Raw genomic sequence first — 21,950 nt, 5'->3', positions numbered from 1 at the left:
CCCGACACGATAAACCGAGCACGCCCAAGCCCAATCATGGAAAAAACCTACGACCCGCATCAGATCGAACAGCGCTGGTACCAGCACTGGGAAGACCGCGATTTCTTCGCCCCCAGCGGCGAGGGCCAGCCCTACAGCATTGTCATCCCACCCCCCAATGTCACCGGCACGCTGCACATGGGTCATGCCTTCCAGGACACGATCATGGACGTGCTCAGCCGCTATCACCGCATGCGCGGTGACCGCACCCTGTGGCAGCCGGGCACCGACCACGCCGGCATCGCCACCCAGATGGTCGTCGAGCGTCAGCTCGCCGCAGCCGGCCAGAGCCGTCACGATCTGGGGCGGGAAGCCTTCCTGGAGCGGGTTTGGGAGTGGAAGGACGAATCCGGCGGCACCATCACCCGGCAGCTGCGGCGCATGGGCGCCAGCGTGGACTGGTCCCGGGAGCGATTCACCATGGACGAGGGCCTGTCCGAAGCGGTGCGCGAGGTCTTCGTGCGCCTGTACGAGGACGGCCTGATCTATCGGGGCAAACGCCTGGTGAACTGGGACCCGGTGCTGCACACCGCCGTGTCCGATCTGGAAGTGGTCTCCGAGGAAGAGCAGGGCCATATGTGGCACATGCGCTACCCGCTCGCCTCCGGCGAGGGGCACCTGGTGGTGGCCACCACCCGCCCCGAGACCATGCTGGGCGACTCCGCGGTGGCCGTACACCCGGAAGACGAGCGCTATGCGGCACTGATCGGCCAGCACGTCCGCCTGCCGCTGGTGGATCGGGAAATCCCCATCATCGCCGATGATTACGTGGACCCGGCGTTCGGCAGCGGCTGCGTGAAGATCACCCCCGCCCACGACTTCAACGACTACCAGGTGGGCCAGCGTCACGCGCTGCCGCAGATCAACATCTTCACCATCGATGCCAAGATCAACGAGGCCGCGCCGGAAGCTTACCGCGGCCTGGACCGTTATGAAGCACGCCAGCGCATCGTCGCCGACCTGGAGGCCCAGGGGCTGCTGGAATCCATCCAGCCCCACAAGCTCATGGTCCCGCGCGGCGATCGCAGCGGCGCCGTCATCGAGCCGTACCTGACCGACCAGTGGTTCGTGGATCTGACCCGCGAGCGCCAGGAAGACGGCCGCCCAGGCGGGCTCAAGGCGATCACCGAGCCCTCCATCGAGGCGGTGCGCAGCGGACGGATCAAGTTCATTCCCGGCAACTGGGACCGCACCTACTACAACTGGCTGGAAAACATTCAGGACTGGTGCATCAGCCGCCAGATCTGGTGGGGGCACCGCATCCCCGCCTGGTACGACGAGCAGGGCCGGGTCTACGTGGGGCGCACCGAAGAAGAGGTGCGCCGCAAACACCAACTGGGCGATGCGCCGCTCACCCAGGACGAGGACGTGCTGGACACCTGGTTCTCCTCGGCGCTCTGGCCCTTCTCCACCCTGGGCTGGCCGGAGGATGCCGAGACTCTGCGTACCTTCTACCCCACCAGCGTGCTGGTCACCGGCTTCGACATCATCTTCTTCTGGGTCGCCCGGATGGTGATGATGGGCCTGTATTTCATGGACGACGTGCCCTTCCGCGAGGTCTACGTGCACGGTCTGGTGCGCGATCACGACGGCCAGAAGATGTCCAAGTCCAAGGGCAATGTGCTGGACCCGCTGGATCTGATCGACGGCATTACCCTGGAGGCGCTGGAGGAAAAGCGCATCCAGGGGCTGATGCAGCCGAAGATGGCCGAGAAGATCCGCCGCCGCACCCGCAAGGAATTCCCCGAGGGCATCAGCAGCATAGGCACCGATGCGCTGCGCTTCACCTTCGCGAGCCTCGCCACCACCGGGCGGGACGTGATCTGGGACATGGGCCGCGCCGAGGGCTTCCGCAACTTCTGCAACAAGCTATGGAACGCCGCGCGTTATGTCTTGATGAATGTGGAAGGCGAGGACTGCGGCCTGAACGAGGCGCCGGTGGAACTCTCCGTGGCGGATCGCTGGATCGTCTCCCGTCTGCAGCGGGTGGAGGCCGAGGTGCGCGAGGCCATCGACGGCTATCGCCTGGATCTGGCCGCCCAGGCCATCCACCGCTTCACCTGGGACGAGTACTGCGACTGGTATCTGGAGCTGGCCAAGCCGGTGCTCACCGAATCCGACAACCCGGCGCTGCTGCGTGGCACCCGACGCACCCTGGTGCGTGTGCTGGAGGCGATCCTGCGGCTCACCCACCCCTTCATGCCCTTCATCACCGAAGAGATCTGGCAGCGGGTGGGGCCGCTGGCCGGCGCCCAGGGCGAGACCCTGATGCTGCAGCCCTATCCGGCCCCCGAGCACAACAAGCTCGACGAGGACGCCGAGCAGGAAGTGGCCTGGATCCAGGCCTTCATCCTGGGCCTGCGGCGCATTCGCGGCGAGATGAACATCGCCCCGGGCAAGCCGCTTGCCGTGCTGCTGCAGAACGGCGGCGAGCGTGATCGTGCCCTGCTGGAGGCCAACCGCGGCTATCTGAAGCGCCTGGCCCGCCTGGAGTCCATCACCTGGCTGGAGCCGGGCGAGGGCGCGCCGGAATCGGCCATCGCCCTGGTGGGCGAGATGAAGCTGCTCCTGCCCATGGCCGGGCTGATCGACAAGGACGCGGAACTGGGCCGGCTCGACAAGGAACGGGGCAAGCTGCGCCAGGACATCGAGCGGATCGGGAAAAAGCTCGCCAACCCGAGCTTCGTGGACAAGGCGCCCACCGCAGTGGTGGACAAGGAGCGGAAAAAGCTCGCCGAGCAGGAATCGGCCCTGGCCAAGCTCGACGAACAGTACGCCCGCATCGAGGCGCTTTGAACCGCTAACGCCCCCTGTAGGAGCGGCCCATGGCCGCGAATGCCGCCATCCCGGCCCGAGGCCATCCCCGCCCATGAGCCGCTCCTACAGGCTGGGGCCGCCGCACCAGATAGTGCGGATCAGCCCCCCGCCGAACGCACCACCAGGTTCACGATCACCACCAGAATCACCACGAAGGCGATGGTGAAGATCAGCCCGGCGACGATGAACACCGCCGGCTTGCCATGGCTGAAATCCCGCTCCCGTGCCCGCTGCGACTGCACGCCAAAACCCGCCGCCAGCACGCTCCACACCACCTGCCAGAAACTCGGCGCCCGCTGGGGCTTGTCGTCTTGCTCACTCATCGATGGGTACCTCTGGGCAATACGCAAAAGGCCATTGTAAGCCGCCAGGCCGGAAAAAAACCTCGGCCGGGGCCAAGAGGCGCATCATGCGCCGCCGCACCGGCGGCCCTGCCCGAAGCCGTCGAGAAGCCCCCGAGTGGATCGGCAGGCGCCGCCCCGGTGTCTTGGTCCGCCTTACGGGGCCAGGGGCACATCGCGCAGCAGCACCACGAATTCCACCCCCCGCGCGCCGGGCAGGTCGCGGGCCTGCACCCCGCCACCGTGCAGCTGTGCCACCAGCCGCACGATATACAAGCCCAAGCCCAGATGGGGCCCATCCCCGCGCCCCTCGCGCAGCGAGACCATGGAGTCGAACAGGCGCGCCTGCATGTCCCGTGGCAGGGGTGGGCCCGCATTGGCCACCCGCAGCTCCAGGCCCTGCTTGATCCGCCGCAGCCCCAGGCGAATCTCCGCCCCCTTCGGCGCGAAACTGAAGGCGTTGTCCATGAGCTTGTCGAGCATCTGCACCAGCAGCTCCGGCATGCCGCGCAGCCGGTAATCCCCCGCGGGCATGTCCAGGCGCAGCCGATGCTCCGGCGAGACCGCCCGATAGGCTTCCAGGCAATTGGCCAGCAGCTCATCCAGCGGGAAGGTCTCCGGGGACTCGGCGCGCAGGCTCTCCTCGATGCGCTGGGCCTCGCTCATGGCGCGCAGGATGCCGGAGAGCCGCTCGGTGCCCTCCCGGGCCCGGAGGACGTAGGGTTGGGCCGCCGCGGGCAGCGCCTGGGCCTGCAGGTTGTCCAGCGAGGAACCTACCACCGCCAGGGGCGTGCGTAGCTCATGGGAGAGCTTGGAGGCCAGGGTTTGCAGATAATCGGTGTGCTCCCGCAGCCGCTCCAGGCTGCGGGCGACGGCACGGGACAGATCGCCCAGCTCGTCGCGCTGGCGCGAGGGCTTGAAGGGGCGTACCCGGCCATCCTGCCCCAGGGCCGCTTCCGCGGCATTGCGCAGACGCCGAATGCGGGCGGAGAGCAGGCTGGCATAGCCGAGCAGGGCACCCACCACCAGCAGCAGCACCAGCCCGGTGAGCGCCAGCAGCCGCCCGAGCGCCTGGTTGGTGAACAGCAGCAGGTCTTCCGAGCCTTGCTCCAGCAGCACGATCAAACGCGCCTCCCCCGCCTGGCGCACCGGGCTGGCCGCGGAACCGGTCACCGCCCGCCGCCCCTCCGCCGGACGCCATACCGCCAGTGCCGTTCCGGCGGCCGCGGCCTGCAGCTCCTCGCCCTCCAGGCGCAGGGCGTGCTCCTGCCGGTTACGCGGCGGGTTGAGCGGCGGGCGTATCAGGTAGCGATAGACAAAATGCCGCCACCAGGGCCAGCCTTGCGCCGAAGCGGCCGGGACGCTCAGCTCCCCGGCCCGGGCCAGTACCCAACCCTGGGCATCCAGCAACCACACCCGCCGCCCGGCCAGGGCAAGCTCCGCCAGCCGCTCGGCCAGCACCGGACTTGGTCGCAGCAACGGTGTCGGCGGTAGGCGCAGCCGATCCACTTCCTCGCGACTCTCGGGGTCGTCCACATTCACCAGGGTCAGGCCAAGCCGGTCTCCCGCCTGGCCGTGGGGTATGCGCAGCTCCAGACTGTAGCCGCCGGCCACATCCTGCCATTCGCCCCGCAAGGGCTCCGCCGCCGCCCCGCCCATGGGGCGCGCCACCACCCAGCCCGGCGCCGAGTTGCTCAGAAGGTAGCGACGCGGCGCCCCATCGGCATCCTCAAGCTCGATGATCAGATGATCGCTGCGCTTGGGAGCGTTCAGCCCCGGGTCTTCATAGACCACCCGTGGGTCGCGCACCTGCAGCAACAGATACAGCGCCTGCTCGTCCTCCGCCAGCGCAAGGCGCGCGCGCTCGGGGGCCGATGGGTCCAGCGGCTGCGTCCAGTCCAGCCAGGGCTGCCACTCGTCCGCGTAACCGTCCACCACCGGGCGGGCGCCGGGGCGCACGTACAACCGCCGCTGGGCGGCCGCGGGCAAGGCCAGCAGCGGCCCGGCGGCCAGGGCCCCGGCCATGGCGCCGGCGCCGGCCAACAGCGCTCGCTCTTCCCCCTGGCGCAGGAAGGCCTCCAGTTCGGTGAGGTACTGCCAGGCCGCCCAGGGCAGCGCCAGGGTGACCGTGGCAACGAGTATGAGCTGGCGGCGCAGGCGCATGGGTTCAACTCCGCCAGCGGTAGCCCATGCCGTACACCGTCTCGATCCGGTCGAACGCCGAATCCAGCGCCTGGAACTTGCGCCGCACGCGCTTGATGTGGGAATTGATCGTCGGACCATCCACCACCAACTGGGCCGCGTCCATCAGTTGGTCGCGACTTTTTACATGGCCCGGGTGGCGCACCAGTGCGTGCACCAGCCAGAACTCGGTCACCGTCAGCGGCACCGGCCGCTCCCGCCAAGCCACGTGCATGCGCTCGGGTTCCAGGGTCAGCTCGCCGCGCTGCAAGCGTGATTCGGCGGGGGCGCTGAGCGCATCCAGGCGGCGGAACAGGGTGGCGATGCGGGCCTGCAAATGCGCCAGGCTGATGTCCTTGGTGAGATAATCATCGGCGCCCAGGCGCAGGCCCGAGACCGCGTCCAGATCACTGTCCCGGGCCGTGAGGAAGATGATGGGCAGGCCGGCGCTGCGGGCCCGCAGCTCACGGCAAAGCTCGAAACCGCCATCCACCTCCTCGCCCAGGCCCACGTCGATGATCACCAGATCCGGCAAGCCGTGCTCGAAGGCGGCCAACGCCTCGGCACGCGAGGCGTAACCCCGGAGCTGATAGCCATAACGCCCCAAGGCTTCACAGTAATTCTGCCGGATCGCCGGTTCGTCCTCGACGATAGCCACCACTCTGGACATGTCAGCTGGTTCTCCTGGCCCGACGGCCCTTGAGAGGGCACAGGGGCGTTACCATATTGATCACAACGTGGTCATGCGCTATTGTTGCACCGCACAATGGACGTGCGGAGCACTCCACCCGCGCCTGCATCCTTGCAAGCAGCAACAAGAAGACCAGTCGCCCGCTCGCGGCGACCCCAGGGACAAGGACGATCATGGTCTACACGCCCGACTTGAAATCAGCTCCACCGCCCTCGACCGTCGGCGACCGGGAAGGTCTGCTGGCGCGCCTGCTCGCCGGCGTCGCCCTCTTCGCCCTGCTGGTGCTGGCCCTGTATATGGCCGGCGAGGGCCAGCCCCGGCTGGGGCTGGTGCAATTGCTCATCGGCCTGGGCCTGCTCGCCCCGCTGGTCCATCTAAGCCGGGCGGAGCTGCGGCTGCGCCGCCATAGCCACCAACTGTACCGCACTGTGACGGAACTGCGCGCCCGCCAGGCCGAACTCCAGCACCTCGCTCATCACGACCCGCTGACCGGGCTGGCCAATCGCACCCTACTGCGCCAACGCCTGGAGCAGGCCCTGACCCTGGCGGAACGGCATCAGACTCGGCTCGGCGTTCTGTTCCTGGATCTCAACGATTTCAAACCCATCAACGACTGCCATGGTCATCGGGTGGGTGACGCCGTGCTGCGCGAAGTCGCCCGGCGGCTGACGGCCAGCCTGCGCGATTCGGACACCGTCGCCCGCATTGGCGGCGACGAGTTCATGGTGATCATCAACGATGTGGAGAACCAAAGCGCCGCCCGGGCGGCCGCCGGCAAGCTGGTGAGCGCGGTGGAGCAGCCCTTTCGCTTCGAGGGCCGGGAACTGCCCCTGAAGGTCAGCGTGGGGCTGAGCGTGTACCCGGATCATGACAGCGATCTGGAAGCCCTGATGAGCCTGGCGGATCTGGACATGTATCGGATCAAGCGCAGCCTGCGCCGGCGTTGCCGCCCCCGGCGGAATCCGCCCCCCCCGCAGCCGGAGGTCGATCACACGCCGACCGGCCGTGAACGATCCCTGCCCTGATTTCGCCATAATCGATCACCGGATCGCCCCGATTCGGCCCCGCTCCTTCCATCCTCCTCGCCTGTAATGGTCACCGTCGCCCCAACGGTAAACCTGATTGCGAGGATCAGACCATGAAACACGCTAAAACCCCCATCGCCGCCCTTACCCTGGCCGTCGCCCTGGCCAGCAGCGCCCAGGCCTATGTACCGCCGGAGTTCCAGCCCGAGAACACCGAAGAGCTGCAGCTGGAGACCGCCACCGGCGCGGGCAGCGGCGCGCTCATCGGCGGGCTCGCCGGCGGCCCCTTCGGCGTCGTGGCCGGTGTGATCGCGGGTGCCTTCGTCGGTGACCGCCTGGCCGAAGCCCGGCTGCAGGAGGAAGCGCATCAGGCGGAACTGGCGCAAATCGCGGAAGAGCGCGAGCGGCTGGAGCAGGACCTGCTGGCCGCGCAAACCCGCGCGGAGCAGTTGCAGCGCCGAGAGCGACTCGCCAGCCGCAAGCAGGACAAGCAGCGCGTGGCCGCTGAGCTGAGCCTGGATGTGCTGTTCCGTACCGGTTCCGGTGAATTGGAGCCCCGCGCCCGAGAGCGTGTCGGCGAGCTCGCAGCGCTGCTGCAGGGCTTCCCGCAGCTGGACATTACCCTGGCCGGCCATGCCGATCGCCGAGGCAGCGAGGCGCGCAATCTGCAGCTCTCCCGTGACCGGGCCGAGGCCGTCAAGCAGGCACTGGTCGGCGCGGGCATAGCCGCGGCACGCATTCACACCCGGGCCCACGGCGCCAGCCGAGCCAAGGCCGAAACCGGCGACCTGGACGGCCTGGCGCTGGATCGTCGGGTGGATGTGACCCTGAGCCCCGCCGAGGCCCACTACGCCACCACGGCGGATGCCCACTGATACCCGAACCCGGGGGCTGCCACGGCCGTGCCCGCTCTCTCCCCGCTTCGGCCCGCCTACCGCGGGCCGCTTTCTTTCCCGCCCGTCAATGGGTGAGTGCTTCGCAATTTGGAACGACCGGCACAGACGCGTAAACTGCACCGCTCACTCACAACCAAGCAAAGGTTGCGCATGCAGATTGCAAAGGACACCGTCGTCTCGATCGACTACACCCTCACCGACCCGCAGGGCACCTTGCTGGACAGCTCCGAAGGTCGCGAGCCGCTGGCCTACCTGCACGGCGCGCGGAACATCATCCCCGGCCTGGAGAAGGCGCTGGAAGGCAAGCAGGCGGGTGATTCCGTCGAGGTGACGATCGAGCCGGCCGAAGGTTACGGCGAGCGCGACGACAACCTGCAGCAGGAAGTGCCCAAGGAAATGTTCGAGGGCGTGGACCAGGTCCAGCCGGGCATGCAGTTCCAGGCCCAGACCCCGGCCGGCGCCCAGGTGGTGACCGTGAAGGACGTGCAGGAGCAGACCGTGACCGTGGACGCCAACCATCCGCTGGCCGGCGTGACCCTGAACTTCAAGGTGGATGTGCGCGACGTGCGAGACGCCAGCTCCGAGGAACTGGAGCACGGCCATCCCCACGGCCCGGAAGGCCACCAGCACTAAGGAGCGCTCACCGCGCCCCGCAGCAAGAACCCGGCCCAGTGGCCGGGTTTTTTATGATGCCGGGGATATTGCCGGGCTGTGCCATACCCGGTAGCCCGGGTGTAGCCGAAGCTGGGAACCCGGGCATGCATGCCGCCTCGCACCAGAAGCCTCCGGGGCAACACCGCCTTTGGGGGACTCTCGATGCCGTCCGCTGCTTGAGATGCAAGCCTGTGTCTACGCGGGCGGTTGCGGCTCAGTAGATTTCACGCAAGTACAGCAGATCCTCCTGCCCGCCGTAGACCCCAAAGGTGGCCCGGGCGGGTGGGTCGTCATCTTGGGGACCGTCGCCGGCACCGTCCACGTCATCCCAGTCGTAGCGCAGATAATCGGGCACCGGCAGGCGATAAACCACGGTACCCGGCACGCCGGGGCCGGCGCTGCTGTCGGTATCGTCATGCAAGCTGAACTGTGCCGCACCGCTGCTCAGCACGCCACTGCCACTGCTGCCCAGCTGCGCCGCGCTCAGACCCCCCAGGTACGTGGCGCCCGCGAGCATACCGGGCTGCCCGCCGTCGTAGGGTGTGCTGGAATCCAGGGTGTTGGGCACGAAGACGCCCTGGCTGGACCAGTACTCGGCAATGAGCGGTACCGGCTGAGGTCGGGTCTCCGGCCCGTAACTGTTGGCGACCCGCAGCCGCCCCCAGCGCAGCAGCTCATCGACTTGATCGTTGTAGCCCGTCTCGCCCGCGCCCAGCGCATCGATACTGAAACCGATGGGCGTCAGCGTGGCCTGCCCCTGGGCGTCACCATCGTCCAATGCCACAGTGAGACTGACGTCCGGGTCGAAGGGCGCCAGCGGCATATTGCCCCGCTGGTAGGCGAAGGCGGCACCGGCATGCACCCCGCTCAACACCAGCTCGCCCGCCACGGCGCTGGTATCGGGGAAGGCGACGGCAGCACCCGGCGAATCCAGGCCGGGGACCGAGGGGTTCGTCAGTACCGCATTATCGGCGTAGCTGTAGCGGGCCGGGCCGCCCAGCGCCAGTTCGTCGCCCAGCTTCCAGAAAGCCGCTTCGTAGTTGCGAGTCCGCGCGCCGTCCGCGTTCAAGGCCCGCAGTGTCACCCGGGGCGGCGTGTCAAAGACGAAGCCCTGCCCCAGATAGCCGAAACTGCCGGCCGGGGCGGCAAAATCCACCCGGCTGCCACTCTCCGGTTCGATCTGCACCTGAAAGCTCGCCGGATGAAAGCGCCCTACCGGCTCGCTCCAGGCGCCTTGCAGGGAGCCGGAGCCCAGATAATCGCCATCGGCGATCAGCGCCCGCATCTGTAATATCCCCACCTCGCCCCAGCTGAGCGAGTGGCTGTCGGCCTGGCCGCCGCTGAAGGCCTGCAGGGGACCACTGCCGCCATCCTGCAGGGCCGGGTTCTGGCCACCCGCGGGGGCCAGCAGGCTGTGCTCAAGATCGACAGCCTCGCCCTCCTGGCCGAAGCTGGGGGTGAGATCGCCATCGGCATCCCGGGCTTCTACCCGCAACAGGAAATCCTCGCCGGCGGCAATGAAGGCGGGGCCGTCGGCGTCGGCGGCGGCGGGGTTCGCCACACCGTCAACGGCACGACGGATAGCGTTCACCAACAGTTCGGCCGGCCGCGACACCCAGGTCTGGCTGCCACCGCGTATGTCACCGCTGAGCACATCGTCCGTGTCCACCGGCGTGCCCGTATCGCGGGCATGGAGGCGCACCGATCCGGTGTCCTTGTAACGTACGGGCACCTGCGCGCGCCCCTGGCTGAAGCTCACGCTCCAGGCGCCGCCGGCCTGCCCCTCGCCCTCGAAATGGTCGATGCCCCGGCCATCCACCAGCACGCGCCGTGGCGCCCCGCCGGCATGGGCCGGTTGCTGGTACCCGGCCCAGAAATCCAGGGCTTTCGCGCCATCGTAACTCTCGATGATGCCGCAGACCGGGTCGGTGGGCGTCTGGCCGTAAGCGGTGATATGCAGGGTGCGGCCAGTCCCGGCGGTATTGGCGGCGAGGCTTTGATCCAGCGCCGCCGGGTTGCCCACGGGCGCGTCGGTGAAAACATAGCCCGAGGGGGTGAAAACCAAATCTGCCGCGGTGCCGACAATGCCTCCGGCGCTCGCCTGGATCTGCACGGGATTGGCGCCTTCCCGATAGACCAGGCGTAGCTCTACCGTGGCGTCAGGCTCACTGCCATCGAACTGGTAGCTGGCCAGACCATCATTGGGGTCGGCGTCGGCAAGGTTTGCGGCGTTGAATCCGGGGGCGACCTGCCAGCCGCCAGCGCCGGTACCGGTGTTCAGCTGCACCGTGCCCTGAAAGCCGGTGAACGCCGCGCCGCCCGCGCGGGCCTGCACGGTGATCGGTTCGTTCAGGCAGTGCACACCGCGTGCGTCGTGGGTGATGAGGAGCTGGTCCAAACCGACCCCGCCACAGGGATGACGCAGATCCCGAAGGTGGTCGATCACCGAGGCGTCGTAGGCGGCACGGTATAGGCGTACCTCATCCATGGCGCCCGCCATCTCGTTGCGCGCAACGTACCCGAGCCACCAGTTCCAACCGATATCCGTCGCCAACAGCAAAGGCCCGAACGCCGAAGGGCTCGCACTCGGCCCATAGCTTCGTGTGCCGAGCTCTACGCCGTCCACGAACATGCGCACGCGCCGGGCCGCCGCATCGTGGCTCACCGCAAGATGATGCCACTGCCCCGGCACGAGCGGCGCGGGCACGCGGAAGCTCGCCGAACCGCCGCCGAAGTTCGCGCCATAGCGAAAATACAGCAGATCACCGTTGTCGACACTCAAGGTCTGCCCTGCCTGGGCAATACCCCAGAAACCCGAACGGGGCGCGCTGAATACAGTCTGTTGGCCAGCCACGCTATCCAGCCGCACCCAGCTCGCGAAGGTATAGCTGTCCTCCAGCTCATCACCGGCATCATCCAGGAGCACATAGTCGCCGTTGCCGTCCAGCACGCCGTAACCACAGGTGCCCGGGTTACCCGCCAAGGCGCGCGGTACGAGGTCGGAGGTGGTCGCGTCACCGCCGGCGGTGCCGTCGTAGCCGTTGCCGCTTTCGTCCGTCACCTCGTTGGCACTGCCGTCCCAGCCGGGCTCGTCCATGGGCAAATAAATCACCGGCGCAAGAATCGACCCACGGCCGAAGTGGTCACCGATGCTGGCGTTGTCCGGCTGTTCCAGCACCACGTGGAAGTCGCCGCCCTGGGAGGCCGCGTCGGTGGGCACGCTGACCGTCGCCGATGTGGTGCCCGCCGGAATCACCAAGGTACCGCTACTCGCCGTATAGTCAGTGCCGGCGACCGCGGAACCATCCACCGTGCGGTAACCCACCCGGACATCGTTGGCCGCGCTCTGATCGAGCGTCACGGTGAACAAGGCGGCATCCCCCGCCGCCACGATCACATCGTCCAGGGCCAGCAGCGGCAGGTCAGCCCCACCCTCATTGTCGTTGGTATCGCCTTCCGTGTTGTTGGAGGAATTGCCCGGGGCGGAGCCCCAGTCGCCGGTGCCATCGGGCGTGCGTCGCAGGGTGTGACTGTTGGTGTCGCCGGCTCGCCAGTCGTAGGCCGGCGTACAACTGTAATCCCGGTTAGTGTTCTCGCCATCGACGCTGAGGAAATCGATGGTGTCACCATCGGCGTCGCGCAGAATCACGGACATGGGATCAGACAGGTCCACCACCCGCCGATTCGGCAGCAAGGATTTCTCGATGACCAGCCAGGGATAACTGATGGAGGTGGCTTGGGCGAGACTGATGTCGGTGGTGCAGGGTCTGCCATCTTCCCCACAAGCGCGCACGGTCCACTGCTCGTATTCCGCCGCCGGAATGCTGCCATCGAGCAGTTTCACCTCGATGAAACGGGTAGCGTTCCCGCTGCGGTGCACCTCGTTGATGGTGGCGAAACCGTGATAGACTGAGCAGGCCGCCCAGGCGTTGCCGGCGGCCGTCAATAGCAGCAAACCCAGCAGTAGATTCGACCAGCGTCGATGGTTGGGAAGTCCTACCGGCATGTTGCGCTCAGCCCGCTGCGCCCGGACGCCTCCCGCACCCGCTCGCCTCATGAACCGACACGCGCCACTCCCTGGCCCGCTTGATTATCTTTCCGTCACTTACGCCTTGCTATCCAGATGCTCCGCACACCAACGCAGCACGTCCTTGCGGGTCAGGATGCCACGCACCGCGCCCTGCTCGGACACCACCGGCAGGCAGGAGACATCCGCCTCCACCATGAGCGCCGCCGCTCGCGCCACCGGTATGTGCTCATGGATCACCAGCGGGCGCCGACTCATGATCTGGTGCACGGGGCGCTCCAGGGTGCGCAGATCCCGCTCCCGCTCGGCCACGGTACCCACGTAGGGACTCACGGTGCGCAGCAAATCCCGGTCCGACAACACGCCCGCGAGGCCTTCCCGTTCCAGAACCAGCAGGTGATGGAAGCCATGCTCTTCGAACAGGGCACGAGCAAGCCGCACCGGGTCATCCATCTGCACGAAGACCAGCTTGCGCGTCATCACGTCGGCCACGGTCTGACTCATGCCGGCTTGTTGGTGTTTTCACAAAGCATAGCGCAGTGTAACGCGTGCCGCCGCCTCACCTCAGCTTCGAACAGGCAGGGTGCGCGTCCGCGCTGCACGACCGCCCGGAACGCTCAGGGGCCGCCACGCCCCGGATGTCGGCCCACGCCGGGTTCGGCCCGCCCCCCCGAACGCCCGGCGGGCATCTCGTCGGAGCACAGCTTGCAGTTGAGGGTCTTGCCGATCTGACGCTGGCGGCCGGCTTCGGACACCACCCAGGGGCGGTTGATCCAGGGTGGCCGATGACGCACGTGCTGCTGATGCCCACACTCCAGGTCCGCGACCCAGTGCCCCTCATCATCCTTGTGAAACCCGAGTATCTTGCGCTTCATCATAGGTCCTTTGCATTCCTTGCCTGCGTACGTGGATAAGGGGCCGGCTCAACGCCCCAGCATAATGCCTATGCCAAAAGTCACCCGCGGCGGAGCGGCAGCGGCCCCCGGCGGCCAGCGATGCAGTCGCTCCGCCCGCACCACCGGGAAGCGGTATTCCCGCTGCCCGATACGCCCCGCCATCACGCCGTCCAGCTCCCCCAGCACGGTCAAAAGGTGCCCTTGCGGATAGTCCGCTGTTTCCAGGTAACCCGGCCAACGGAGCAGCACGCGCCCCTGAGAAGCGCGGTCCAGTTGGGGCCGTTGATTATCGCCCAGGGGATAAGCCAGCAATTCCAGTTCGGTGTACTGGGCCAGGTTCTCCGCCCTGACGATGCGCCCGCCCCAAAGGAGGCGACGGCCCTGCCAGCGTACGGGCTCCGCCACGGCCGCCGCGGGCGTCAGCGCCGACACCACTCCCTCAGTGGGCAGCGGCGCCCGGCCGGCGCAACCGGCCAGCAACAGCCCCAAACCCAACAGTATGCCGAGACGCATCAACGGGCCCGAGATCGCGGCCAGGGATGCGACCGCCTGTAGGGGTGGTACCAGGGATCATACCAGTACGGCGAATACCAGTACGGACCCTCCATCGCCGGAATGCGCTCCGGCAGCGGCTCCCACAAGTGCCGACTTTCGGCCAGCATCTCGGGGTACGTATATTCGTAGCCGCCCACCGGCCGCTTGACCAGACCTATCACCGGCCCGGAAACCGTCACCTGCCGCCCAGCCTCGTATATGGCCGGGTCCAGGAAGCCCGGCACCCGGGCCAGGAAACGCCCGATACTCCGATCACCTTCATCCGGCCGGCCGTTGCCGGCCAGCGGTCTGCCGACCACCACCAACCAGGTGTATTCCGCCCGGTTCTCCACCTCGGCGATGGTGCCACCCCAGCGCACGGTGCGCTGCGCATGAGCGTTGGGGTTCGCCGCCACCTCCGACGGGGCAGGGTTCTCTACCGGCGCCTCCGCAATACCCGACGGCAACCGGCTGGCGCAGCCCGTCAGCAGCAGGAGCAACAGCAAAGGCGTCAGGCCTCGATACATGGTGACCTCCCGGCTCTCCGCCGCCCGCCGGCTCTCAGGCGGAGAGCATGTGATAGAGCTTGTCCCTCTCTTCCGCCCCACTCACGGTAACACCCAAGTCATTCAAATGACCGTTGTTGAGCCCGTAGACCCAACCGTGCACGGCAAGCGATTGGCCACGGGCCCAGGCCTTCTGCACGATGGTGGTGTGACAGACATTGCGAACCTGGGCAATCACGTTCAGTTCGCACAGCCGGTCCACGCGGTCACTTTCTTCCTCAATGGCATCCAGTTCATGATGATGCTCGCAGGCCACGTCCTTAATGTGACGAAGCCAGTGGTCGATGAGCCCGAAGTCGGTCTGGCGCAGCGCGGCGCGCACCCCGCCACAGCCGTAATGCCCGGTGACCATTACATGCTTGACCTTCAACACTTCCACCGCGAACTGCAGCACGGACATACAGTTCATGTCGCTGTGCACCACCACATTGGCCACGTTCCGGTGCACGAAAAGCTCGCCGGGCATCAAGCCCACGATATCGTTGGCCGGCACACGACTGTCGGAGCATCCGATCCACAGATACTCCGGCTCCTGTTGACCGGACAGCGTACTGAAGAACTCCGGATCCTGTTCCGTGATCTGCTCGGACCAGCGGCGGTTGTTGTCGAACAATTCTTTTAGAAGTTTCATTGCTATCCATCGTCATGGCTAACCAATCTCTCCAGTATCGCACGTTCGGACACGCGCCCGCTTCCCGGGAAGCGCTGTTCAGCTGCCCTGGCGCTCCAGCTCGGAGTTGAACTCGGCGCCAATCAATACGGCAAAGGCCGAGAGAAACAGCCACATCATCAGGATCACCACCGCCCCCAGGGAACCGTAGGTCTGATCGTAGTTGGAGAAGCTTCCCACGTAGACGGAGAACAATATCGAAGCCAGCAACCACAGGCCGGTGGCAAGCAGCGCGCCAGGGCTCAGCCAGCGCCAGCTCGGGCTGGGGCGCGACGGCCCCCAGCGATAAACCACTCCCAGTGCGAGCACCATCAGCGCCAGCAGCAAGGGCCAGCGCAGCCACTGGGCAAGCAGCCGGCCCAGCCCTTCCATTCCCAGCAAGCCCATGAGCGCGGGCAACACGGCAATCAAGCCCACCGCGAGCAACAGGAACACGATGCCGCCCAGGGTGAAGAGCAACGCCAGCCCGTTGAGCTTGAACCACCCCCGGGTTTCCGGCTCCTCGTAGGCCATGTTCAGCGACTTGAACAGCGCCTTCACGCCCTTGGTAGCGCTCCACAAGGCCACCAGCAAACCCAGCACCGCCCCCAGCCCCAGGCTGGTGGAAGACTCTGCGGCCAGGGCTTCAAGACGCCCCTGAAGCAGGCCCGCGGCCTGCTCCGGCATCACGTCCATCAGGCCTGCCAACTGGGATTGCACCGTCGCCGGATCCAGCAGCAGCCCGAAGATGGCTACGGCGGCGGCCAAGGCGGGGAAAAGCCCGAGCAGGCTGTAGAAGGCTACACCCGCCGCCGCCAACCCGAGAAAATGCCGATTGACGTCTTCGCGGGTCCGCAGCACAACGCGCTTCCAGTCTTCGAAACGCCAATGGGTGAGACGGTCCTTAGGCACGGTCGCCATATTTACACCTCTGCGCAGGCGCCTGACCCTTGGCGCCACGCCGCCGGTTCAAAGCCCCGACGGCCTGTCCGATTCACCGGGAGACGATTTACCGGGCGGGGCCGACTCCAGCGCCTGCTCGGCCTTGCGCAGCTGCTCGCCGCCTTGACGCGCGGCTTCGTCGAGCAGATGTTCCCGGTGCTCGCCCAACCATTCGTTCTCACGCCGACTCCGAGGCAACATGCCGGCCAGCGCCACACCCACCATCAAGCCCATGGCGCCCGTCAGCAGAGGCTGTTCCTGGGCCACGCGCGTGGCGTCACTCCAGACCTGCTGCCCCGAGTGACGCAATTGCCGCCCGCGCTGACCCACCTGCTGCCCGACCCGACTCGCCTCTTCCCGCGCGCCGCTCAAGGAGCGTTTTACGCGCCGACTGCTGGAGCCCGCACCCCGACCCAGACGCTCCCGCGCGGCGTGCAGGCCGGCACCGGCGGTATCGCGCATGCTCCGCATACGCTCACCCAGGCGCGAGGGACGGGACTGATGGGGGGAAAACCGCCCCTCTCGCCCGGAGGCCATCAGCCAGGCCATGCTGAGCCCCATGAGCACCACCGGCACCGGGTTGCGGCGCACCGACTCATTGAGGTTCCGGGTGAACTCCCCGCCCGTACCATCGCGCAAGTAATGCAGGGCCTGATCGACCAGGTTCCCGGTGGTGAAACGCCCCTGCAGCTGGTCCAGGGTGCGGTCCATTTCCCCCCGGGTATGGCGGATCTCTTCCTCGATCTCTCTGGAACTCCGCTTGTCCGTGCTCATGGCATCCTCCTTTGGACAAACTCCTTATCGTGTTTCAGAGACTCGGTGGTGCGCTCGGGCATGAGGTTGCGTGCCTTCAGCCGCGAGCGCCCCCGGGAGAGCAGGATCAGACCGATCACGGCCACCACGGCGCCCACCACCAACGCGGACAGCCAGGGCTGCCAGACCTGGGAGAGCGCGTACACCGCCGCATCCAGCAACACCAACACCCCGGCAAAGGCAATGAGTGCCCCCGCGGCCAGCGCTCCGACGCCCTGACTGGCCTGGGACACCTTTTCACCGGTTTCCACCCGGGCCAGCTCCACCTCCTTGCGCACCAGGGTGGTGACTTCGTTGGCCAGTTCTCGGAACAAAGCCGTAACCGAGCGCTCGCTCTCCGGTCGGCTGCCCGCGCCGGGCGCGGCGTCGGCCGGGATCCGTTCTTCGGGGTTGAAATCCTGGATAGCCATCAGTGTTCCCTCCCCTGCTGCGGCATGCCGGGCATGGAAACTTCCCTGACGGCGGAGGCGGAGGACGGCGCCCCGCCGTAGTCACTGTGCCCGGCTGCATCGGCCGTGGTACCGGTGGGCGGATAATCCTCGGGCTCCGCCTTGAGGAAGCGGGTAATCAGAAAGCCCGCAGCGAGGGCGCCGGCAAAGACCACGGCGGGCTGCCGCCGCACGAAGCCGGCCGCCTGGTCATAGAGCTGACGGGCATCGCGTTCGCGCAAGCCATCCCCCAGGCGTCCCAGGCCCTCCGCGGCCTGTCGCAAATAACGGGCGGTGCCGCCCTGCTCGCCCTGCAGCCTCTCGGCGGTGTCGCGCAGTGCTCGGGAAAGGTTGTTCAGCTGGTCGGCGGCCACCGCCTTCTGTTCATCGACCATGCCGAGACCGTGTTCCCTGGCCTTGTGGCCCAGGTTCTCCGCCTGGGCTCGCAGTTGTTCGGCGCGCGGATCCTCGTCGCTTGGGCCGTCGCCCCCCGAGTGCGCCCCTGCCGGCGCGCCTCCCGGCTGTCTTGGTGTATCCCGGTGCTGCTCATGCTCAGTGGGCATATACCACCTCCATCCCTGCCAATGACCCAGGACCTGCCGTACGTTTCGAACATCGGGGGCGATACCGATGGAAACAAGGGGTTGCGGGGGCTGGAGACGATCAGGCGGGCCAGTGTGCACCCCAGCCGAAACGCTGGAACAGGCGGGCGAGTTCCTGCTCGGGCTTCGCCTGGATGCACAGGGGCTGGCCGCTGCAGGGATGGATGAAGCGCAGCTCCACGGCCATGAGCAGCAGGCGGTGACAATCCAGATGTTCCCGGAACAGGCGGTTGTGCTCGCCCCGACCGTAGCTGGTATCACCGATAATGGGGTGGCCCAGATGTTCGCAATGGTAGCGTAGCTGGTGACGCCGCCCGGTACGCGGACACAGCTCCAGCAGGGAGTAACGAGCGGCCGGATAGGGGCCCACGGGTATGGGCAGCTCCACCGTCGCCAGGCGGCGGTAGTCGGTCACGCCCAGGCGCCGGGGGCCGCCATCACGCATTTTCACCGGGCGTTCGACCCGTCCCGCCTCCGCCGCCCAGCCCCGCACCACGGCCAGATAGCGCTTATCCACGCCGTCTGCCGCAAACAGGGGTTGCATCCGGCTGGCGGCCTCGGCACTCAGTGCGAAGAGCAGCACCCCGGAGGTGGGCTTGTCCAGGCGGTGAACCGGCCAGACCCGTTGGCCGATCTGATCACGCAGCCGTTGCACGGCCACCGCTTCGCGCTCCTGATCGAGGCGAGTGCGATGCACCAGCAGGCCCGGCGGCTTGTCCACCGCGATGAGGTGCTCATCGCGGTACAACACCGTAAGGGGGGATTCAGACATACTGCCCGGCGCAATGGCCGCTGGCCCAGGCCCACTGGAAATTGAAGCCGCCCAGCTGCCCGGTCACGTCCACCACCTCGCCGATGAAATACAGTCCCGGCTGTCGTCGCGCCTCCAGGCTGCGCGACGACAGTTCATCGGTATCCACCCCACCCAGCGTCACCTCGGCCGTGCGATACCCTTCGGTGCCCGCCGGGCGCAGGGACCAGCCCTGCAAGCGCTCGGCCAGCGCGCGCAGCTCCGCTTCGGCACATTGCTGCAACGGTTTGCTCCGAAACCAGCCCTGTTCGGCGAGCAGGTCCACCAGTCGCGCCGGCAGCCACTGGCCGAGCACCGTCTTCAAGGCGGTCCGTGGACGGTCGGCCTTGGCCCGCAGCAGCTCCCCGGCGGCATCCGCATCGGGCAAGAGGTTCAGTTCCAGCGGGTCTCCATCCCGCCAGTAGGAAGAGATCTGCAGCATGGCCGGCCCGCTCAACCCGCGGTGGGTAAAGAGCAGGCTCTCGCGAAAACTCATCCCCGCGCAGCTTGCCTCCACCGGCAGGGACACCCCCGCCAGGCGTTTCCAGGCCTCGCTGTCGCCGCCGGTGAGGGTGAAGGGCACCAGGGCGGCGCGGGTTTCGGTGACTCTCAGGCCGAACTGCCGCGCCACCCGGTAGCCGAAGCCGCTGGCACCCATCTTGGGAAAGGACAGGCCGCCGGTGGCGATCACCAGGCTCTCGCAGCGCAGCGTGCCCAGGCTGCAATCGAGCTCGTAGCCCCGCTCCAGGGCCCGCAAATCGGTGACCTCGCAGCGGCTGTGGATCTCCACGCCGGCGGCGGCACATTCGGCGAGCAGCATATCGAGAATGTCCCGGGCGGAATTGTCGCAGAACAGCTGCCCCAGGGTCTTTTCGTGGTAGGCGATGCCGTGGCGCTCCATCAGAGCGATGAAATCCCACTGGGTGTAACGGCTCAGGGCGGATTTGCAGAAATGCGGGTTGGCGGAGAGGTAGTTTCCCGGTTCGGCGAAATAATTGGTGAAGTTGCAGCGCCCGCCACCGGACAGCAGGATCTTCTTGCCCACCTTGTTGGCATGGTCCAGCACCCGCACCCGGCGGCCCCGCCGACCCGCGGCGATGGCGCACATCAGGCCCGCGGCCCCGGCGCCGATGACGATCACATCCTGGTTCGCGCCCATCAGCTCAGTGCCTGCTCCAGGGCATCCTGGGCCTCCAACCACTGCTCTTCGAGCTCCGCCTGGTTCTGACGCAGCTCCCCTTGTTCCTTGAGCAGTTCGGTCAGCCGCACCTTGCCCTCGGCCTCGTAGAGCGTGGGGTCCGCCAGCGCCTCTTCCAGGGCCTGCAACTGCGCGCCGCTGCGCTCCAGCTCGCGGTCCAGGGCCTCGACCCGCTTTTTCAGCGGCGCCGCGGCCTGGCGGCGCTGCGCCTCCAGCCGGCGCTGGAGCTTGCGGGCGTCGGCGGAATGCTCCTGCTTCTCGCGGGGCTGCTCGGCCTGCCGCTGCTCCCGGCGCTGCTGGCGCAGCCAATCCCGATAATCGTCCAGATCGCCGTCGAACGCCCGCACCCGGCCACCCTCGACCAACAGGTATTCCTCACAGGTGGTGGTGAGCAGATAGCGGTCATGAGAAACCACCACCAGCGCCCCCTCGAACCCGGCCAGTGCCGACGCCAAAGCCTGGCGCATGTCCAGGTCCAGGTGGTTGGTGGGCTCATCGAGCAGCAGCAGATTGGGTTTCTGGTAGACCAGCAACGCCAGCACCAGGCGGGCCTTCTCGCCGCCCGAGAAGGGGGCGACGGGGCTGTCGGCCTGTTCGCCGTGAAAGCCGAAACCGCCCAGGTAATCGCGCAGGGACTGCTCCTGCGCCCGCTCGTCCAGGCGTTGCAGATGCCGCAGAGGGCTGGCGTCGCTGTCGAGCTGCTCCAGTTGGTGCTGGGCAAAGTAGCCCACCCGCAGCCCCTGGGCCGAGGAGCGGCTGCCGGCCAGGGGTTCGAGCTCGCCGGCCAGGCACTTGATCAGGGTGGACTTGCCCGCGCCGTTCGGCCCCAGCAGCCCCACCCGTTCGCCCGGCGCCAGGCTCAGGCGTATCCCCGTCAATAACGGACTCTCGCCATAACCCAGCGCGGCCTCTTCCAGTTGCAGCAACGGGTTGCCGGCCCGGGGCGCGGGGCGGAAACGAAAATGGAAGGGGGAATCCACATGGGCCGGGGCGATGCGTTCCATGCGCTCCAGGGCCTTGATGCGGCTCTGGGCGGCCTTGGCCTTGGTGGCCTTGGCCCGGAAACGGTCGATGAAGCGCTGCAGGTGCGCGACCTCCCGTTGTTGGCGTTCGTGCAGGGCCTGCTGCTGCGCCAGCCGTTCCGCGCGCTGGCGCTCGAACTCGCTGTAGCCACCCTTGTAGACATTCAGCCGACGATGCTCCAGATGCACGATGCCATCCACCACCGCGTCCAGGAAGTCCCGGTCGTGGGAGATCAGCAACAGGGTGCCTGGGTAGGCGGCCAGCCACTGCTCCAACCACAACACGGCTTCCAGATCCAGATGGTTGGTGGGCTCGTCCAGCAGCAGCAGGTCCGAGCGGCACATCAGAGCCTGAGCCAGGTTCAAGCGCATGCGCCAGCCTCCGGAGAAGCGGCTCACCGGGCGCTCCAGATCCGCCGTCCCGAAGCCCAGACCGTGGAGCATTTCCGCCGCTCGTGCCCGGGCGCTGTAACCGCCGATCGCCTCCAGCCGGCCATGGGCGCGGGCAATGGCTTCGCCGGCATCCGCCTGCTGGGCATGGGCGAGCTCCGCTTCCACCTCGCGCAGCTCCTCGTCACCGTCCAGCACATAGTCCAGCGCAGGGCGCGAGAGCGCCGGCGTCTCCTGGGCCACATGGGCGATGCGCCAACCGCCGGGCATTCGCACATCCCCCGCATCGGCGATGAGCTGGCCGCGCAGCAGGGCGAACAGAGATGATTTGCCGGTGCCGTTGGCGCCGGTCAGGCCAAGCTTCTGCCCCGCGTGCACGGTGAGCTCGGCCTGCTCGAGCAGGCACAGGGAGCCCCGATAGAGGCTCAAGTTTCGCAGGCTGATCATGG

At 67.3% G+C, this 21,950-nt stretch carries 20 protein-coding genes; 4 read left to right on the top strand and 16 right to left on the bottom strand.

The genetic code is table 11. From position 1 onward, the window contains the following. Positions 1 to 36: 36 nt before the first annotated feature. Positions 37 to 2,835, top strand: a complete 2,799-nt coding sequence (locus GBG68_RS01100; RefSeq protein WP_152144228.1) for a valine--tRNA ligase — start codon at positions 37 to 39, stop codon at positions 2,833 to 2,835. A gap of 119 nt (positions 2,836 to 2,954) precedes the next feature. On the opposite strand, the gene GBG68_RS01095 is transcribed toward GBG68_RS01100, so the two are convergent. From GBG68_RS01095 to pdsR, 3 genes are all read right to left on the bottom strand, one after another. Beyond that, positions 2,955 to 3,179, bottom strand: coding sequence for a DUF2970 domain-containing protein (locus GBG68_RS01095; RefSeq protein WP_152144226.1), 225 nt, complete (start codon positions 3,177 to 3,179; stop codon positions 2,955 to 2,957). Between the two features lie 174 nt (positions 3,180 to 3,353). Then, positions 3,354 to 5,360: an ATP-binding protein gene (locus GBG68_RS01090; protein WP_152144225.1), complete on the bottom strand. Its 2,007-nt coding sequence runs from the start codon at positions 5,358 to 5,360 to the stop codon at positions 3,354 to 3,356. A 4-nt stretch (positions 5,361 to 5,364) separates the two neighbouring features. Continuing rightward, positions 5,365 to 6,048: a proteobacterial dedicated sortase system response regulator gene (gene pdsR / locus GBG68_RS01085; protein WP_152144222.1), complete on the bottom strand. Its 684-nt coding sequence runs from the start codon at positions 6,046 to 6,048 to the stop codon at positions 5,365 to 5,367. Between the two features lie 194 nt (positions 6,049 to 6,242). On the opposite strand from pdsR, the gene GBG68_RS01080 reads away from it, so the two are divergent. From GBG68_RS01080 to GBG68_RS01070, 3 genes are all read left to right on the top strand, one after another. Continuing rightward, a complete protein-coding gene (locus GBG68_RS01080; protein ID WP_152144220.1) occupies positions 6,243 to 7,094 on the top strand; it encodes a GGDEF domain-containing protein in 852 nt (283 codons plus the stop codon). A 113-nt stretch (positions 7,095 to 7,207) separates the two neighbouring features. Beyond that, complete coding sequence (locus tag GBG68_RS01075; RefSeq protein ID WP_152144218.1) at positions 7,208 to 7,969, top strand: OmpA family protein; 762 nt, start codon at positions 7,208 to 7,210, stop codon at positions 7,967 to 7,969. A gap of 171 nt (positions 7,970 to 8,140) precedes the next feature. After that, positions 8,141 to 8,623: an FKBP-type peptidyl-prolyl cis-trans isomerase gene (locus GBG68_RS01070; protein WP_152144216.1), complete on the top strand. Its 483-nt coding sequence runs from the start codon at positions 8,141 to 8,143 to the stop codon at positions 8,621 to 8,623. 235 nt (positions 8,624 to 8,858) lie between these two features. Here the strand turns inward: GBG68_RS01070 and GBG68_RS01065 are convergent, their stop codons facing one another. From GBG68_RS01065 to GBG68_RS01005, 13 genes are all read right to left on the bottom strand, one after another. Next, the gene (locus GBG68_RS01065) at positions 8,859 to 12,650 is read right to left on the bottom strand and encodes a DUF6701 domain-containing protein (RefSeq protein WP_193222166.1); all 3,792 of its coding nucleotides are present in this window, start codon (positions 12,648 to 12,650) and stop codon (positions 8,859 to 8,861) included. A 99-nt stretch (positions 12,651 to 12,749) separates the two neighbouring features. Then, positions 12,750 to 13,175 carry a CBS domain-containing protein gene (locus tag GBG68_RS01060; protein ID WP_152144211.1) on the bottom strand — a complete coding sequence of 142 codons (426 nt, stop codon included), beginning with the start codon at positions 13,173 to 13,175 and terminating at the stop codon, positions 12,750 to 12,752. A 113-nt stretch (positions 13,176 to 13,288) separates the two neighbouring features. Then, complete coding sequence (locus GBG68_RS01055; protein WP_264297971.1) at positions 13,289 to 13,549, bottom strand: DUF3565 domain-containing protein; 261 nt, start codon at positions 13,547 to 13,549, stop codon at positions 13,289 to 13,291. A gap of 45 nt (positions 13,550 to 13,594) precedes the next feature. Next, positions 13,595 to 14,080 carry a Slp family lipoprotein gene (locus GBG68_RS01050; protein WP_152144208.1) on the bottom strand — a complete coding sequence of 162 codons (486 nt, stop codon included), beginning with the start codon at positions 14,078 to 14,080 and terminating at the stop codon, positions 13,595 to 13,597. Then, entirely contained in the window at positions 14,080 to 14,628 is a 549-nt protein-coding gene (locus tag GBG68_RS01045) for a Slp family lipoprotein (RefSeq protein ID WP_152144206.1), read from the bottom strand. Before GBG68_RS01045 ends, GBG68_RS01050 begins: the two co-directional genes overlap by 1 nt. 34 nt (positions 14,629 to 14,662) lie before the next feature. Then, complete coding sequence (gene can / locus GBG68_RS01040) at positions 14,663 to 15,298, bottom strand: carbonate dehydratase (protein WP_152144204.1); 636 nt, start codon at positions 15,296 to 15,298, stop codon at positions 14,663 to 14,665. Positions 15,299 to 15,376: 78 nt separating this feature from the next. Continuing rightward, positions 15,377 to 16,237, bottom strand: coding sequence for a YihY/virulence factor BrkB family protein (locus GBG68_RS01035; RefSeq protein ID WP_152144202.1), 861 nt, complete (start codon positions 16,235 to 16,237; stop codon positions 15,377 to 15,379). A gap of 48 nt (positions 16,238 to 16,285) precedes the next feature. Next, positions 16,286 to 17,032: a DUF3618 domain-containing protein gene (locus tag GBG68_RS01030; protein ID WP_152144199.1), complete on the bottom strand. Its 747-nt coding sequence runs from the start codon at positions 17,030 to 17,032 to the stop codon at positions 16,286 to 16,288. After that, on the bottom strand, positions 17,029 to 17,481 hold the full coding sequence (locus tag GBG68_RS01025; RefSeq protein WP_152144197.1) for a phage holin family protein: 453 nt from the start codon (positions 17,479 to 17,481) through the stop codon (positions 17,029 to 17,031). Before GBG68_RS01025 ends, GBG68_RS01030 begins: the two co-directional genes overlap by 4 nt. Further along, positions 17,481 to 18,062 carry a hypothetical protein gene (locus GBG68_RS01020; RefSeq protein ID WP_152144195.1) on the bottom strand — a complete coding sequence of 194 codons (582 nt, stop codon included), beginning with the start codon at positions 18,060 to 18,062 and terminating at the stop codon, positions 17,481 to 17,483. Before GBG68_RS01020 ends, GBG68_RS01025 begins: the two co-directional genes overlap by 1 nt. Before the next feature lie 100 nt (positions 18,063 to 18,162). Continuing rightward, entirely contained in the window at positions 18,163 to 18,873 is a 711-nt protein-coding gene (locus GBG68_RS01015; RefSeq protein ID WP_152144193.1) for a pseudouridine synthase, read from the bottom strand. Beyond that, on the bottom strand, positions 18,866 to 20,050 hold the full coding sequence (locus GBG68_RS01010) for an NAD(P)/FAD-dependent oxidoreductase (RefSeq protein ID WP_152144191.1): 1,185 nt from the start codon (positions 20,048 to 20,050) through the stop codon (positions 18,866 to 18,868). The genes GBG68_RS01015 and GBG68_RS01010 overlap by 8 nt, the downstream gene beginning before the upstream one ends. Continuing rightward, a complete protein-coding gene (locus tag GBG68_RS01005; protein ID WP_152144189.1) occupies positions 20,050 to 21,948 on the bottom strand; it encodes an ATP-binding cassette domain-containing protein in 1,899 nt (632 codons plus the stop codon). Before GBG68_RS01005 ends, GBG68_RS01010 begins: the two co-directional genes overlap by 1 nt. Positions 21,949 to 21,950 lie beyond the last annotated feature (2 nt).

The sequence above is a fragment of the Alkalilimnicola sp. S0819 genome (genome assembly GCF_009295635.1).
GTDB lineage: Bacteria > Pseudomonadota > Gammaproteobacteria > Nitrococcales > WHIW01 > S0819.
This window is presented reverse-complemented; position numbering and strand designations above follow the sequence as displayed.

Coding starts and splice junctions, on each gene's coding strand:
- GBG68_RS01100 (WP_152144228.1), top strand. CDS start 37: ATGGAAAAAACCTACGACCCGCATCAGATCGAACAGCGCTGGTACCAG.
- GBG68_RS01015 (WP_152144193.1), bottom strand. CDS start 18,873: ATGTCTGAATCCCCCCTTACGGTGTTGTACCGCGATGAGCACCTCATC.
- GBG68_RS01060 (WP_152144211.1), bottom strand. CDS start 13,175: ATGAGTCAGACCGTGGCCGACGTGATGACGCGCAAGCTGGTCTTCGTG.
- GBG68_RS01010 (WP_152144191.1), bottom strand. CDS start 20,050: ATGGGCGCGAACCAGGATGTGATCGTCATCGGCGCCGGGGCCGCGGGC.
- GBG68_RS01005 (WP_152144189.1), bottom strand. CDS start 21,948: ATGATCAGCCTGCGAAACTTGAGCCTCTATCGGGGCTCCCTGTGCCTG.
- GBG68_RS01045 (WP_152144206.1), bottom strand. CDS start 14,628: ATGTATCGAGGCCTGACGCCTTTGCTGTTGCTCCTGCTGCTGACGGGC.
- GBG68_RS01080 (WP_152144220.1), top strand. CDS start 6,243: ATGGTCTACACGCCCGACTTGAAATCAGCTCCACCGCCCTCGACCGTC.
- can (WP_152144204.1), bottom strand. CDS start 15,298: ATGAAACTTCTAAAAGAATTGTTCGACAACAACCGCCGCTGGTCCGAG.
- pdsR (WP_152144222.1), bottom strand. CDS start 6,048: ATGTCCAGAGTGGTGGCTATCGTCGAGGACGAACCGGCGATCCGGCAG.
- GBG68_RS01030 (WP_152144199.1), bottom strand. CDS start 17,032: ATGAGCACGGACAAGCGGAGTTCCAGAGAGATCGAGGAAGAGATCCGC.
- GBG68_RS01035 (WP_152144202.1), bottom strand. CDS start 16,237: ATGGCGACCGTGCCTAAGGACCGTCTCACCCATTGGCGTTTCGAAGAC.
- GBG68_RS01075 (WP_152144218.1), top strand. CDS start 7,208: ATGAAACACGCTAAAACCCCCATCGCCGCCCTTACCCTGGCCGTCGCC.
- GBG68_RS01020 (WP_152144195.1), bottom strand. CDS start 18,062: ATGCCCACTGAGCATGAGCAGCACCGGGATACACCAAGACAGCCGGGA.
- GBG68_RS01055 (WP_264297971.1), bottom strand. CDS start 13,549: ATGATGAAGCGCAAGATACTCGGGTTTCACAAGGATGATGAGGGGCAC.
- GBG68_RS01050 (WP_152144208.1), bottom strand. CDS start 14,080: ATGCGTCTCGGCATACTGTTGGGTTTGGGGCTGTTGCTGGCCGGTTGC.
- GBG68_RS01090 (WP_152144225.1), bottom strand. CDS start 5,360: ATGCGCCTGCGCCGCCAGCTCATACTCGTTGCCACGGTCACCCTGGCG.
- GBG68_RS01065 (WP_193222166.1), bottom strand. CDS start 12,650: ATGCCGGTAGGACTTCCCAACCATCGACGCTGGTCGAATCTACTGCTG.
- GBG68_RS01025 (WP_152144197.1), bottom strand. CDS start 17,481: ATGGCTATCCAGGATTTCAACCCCGAAGAACGGATCCCGGCCGACGCC.
- GBG68_RS01095 (WP_152144226.1), bottom strand. CDS start 3,179: ATGAGTGAGCAAGACGACAAGCCCCAGCGGGCGCCGAGTTTCTGGCAG.
- GBG68_RS01070 (WP_152144216.1), top strand. CDS start 8,141: ATGCAGATTGCAAAGGACACCGTCGTCTCGATCGACTACACCCTCACC.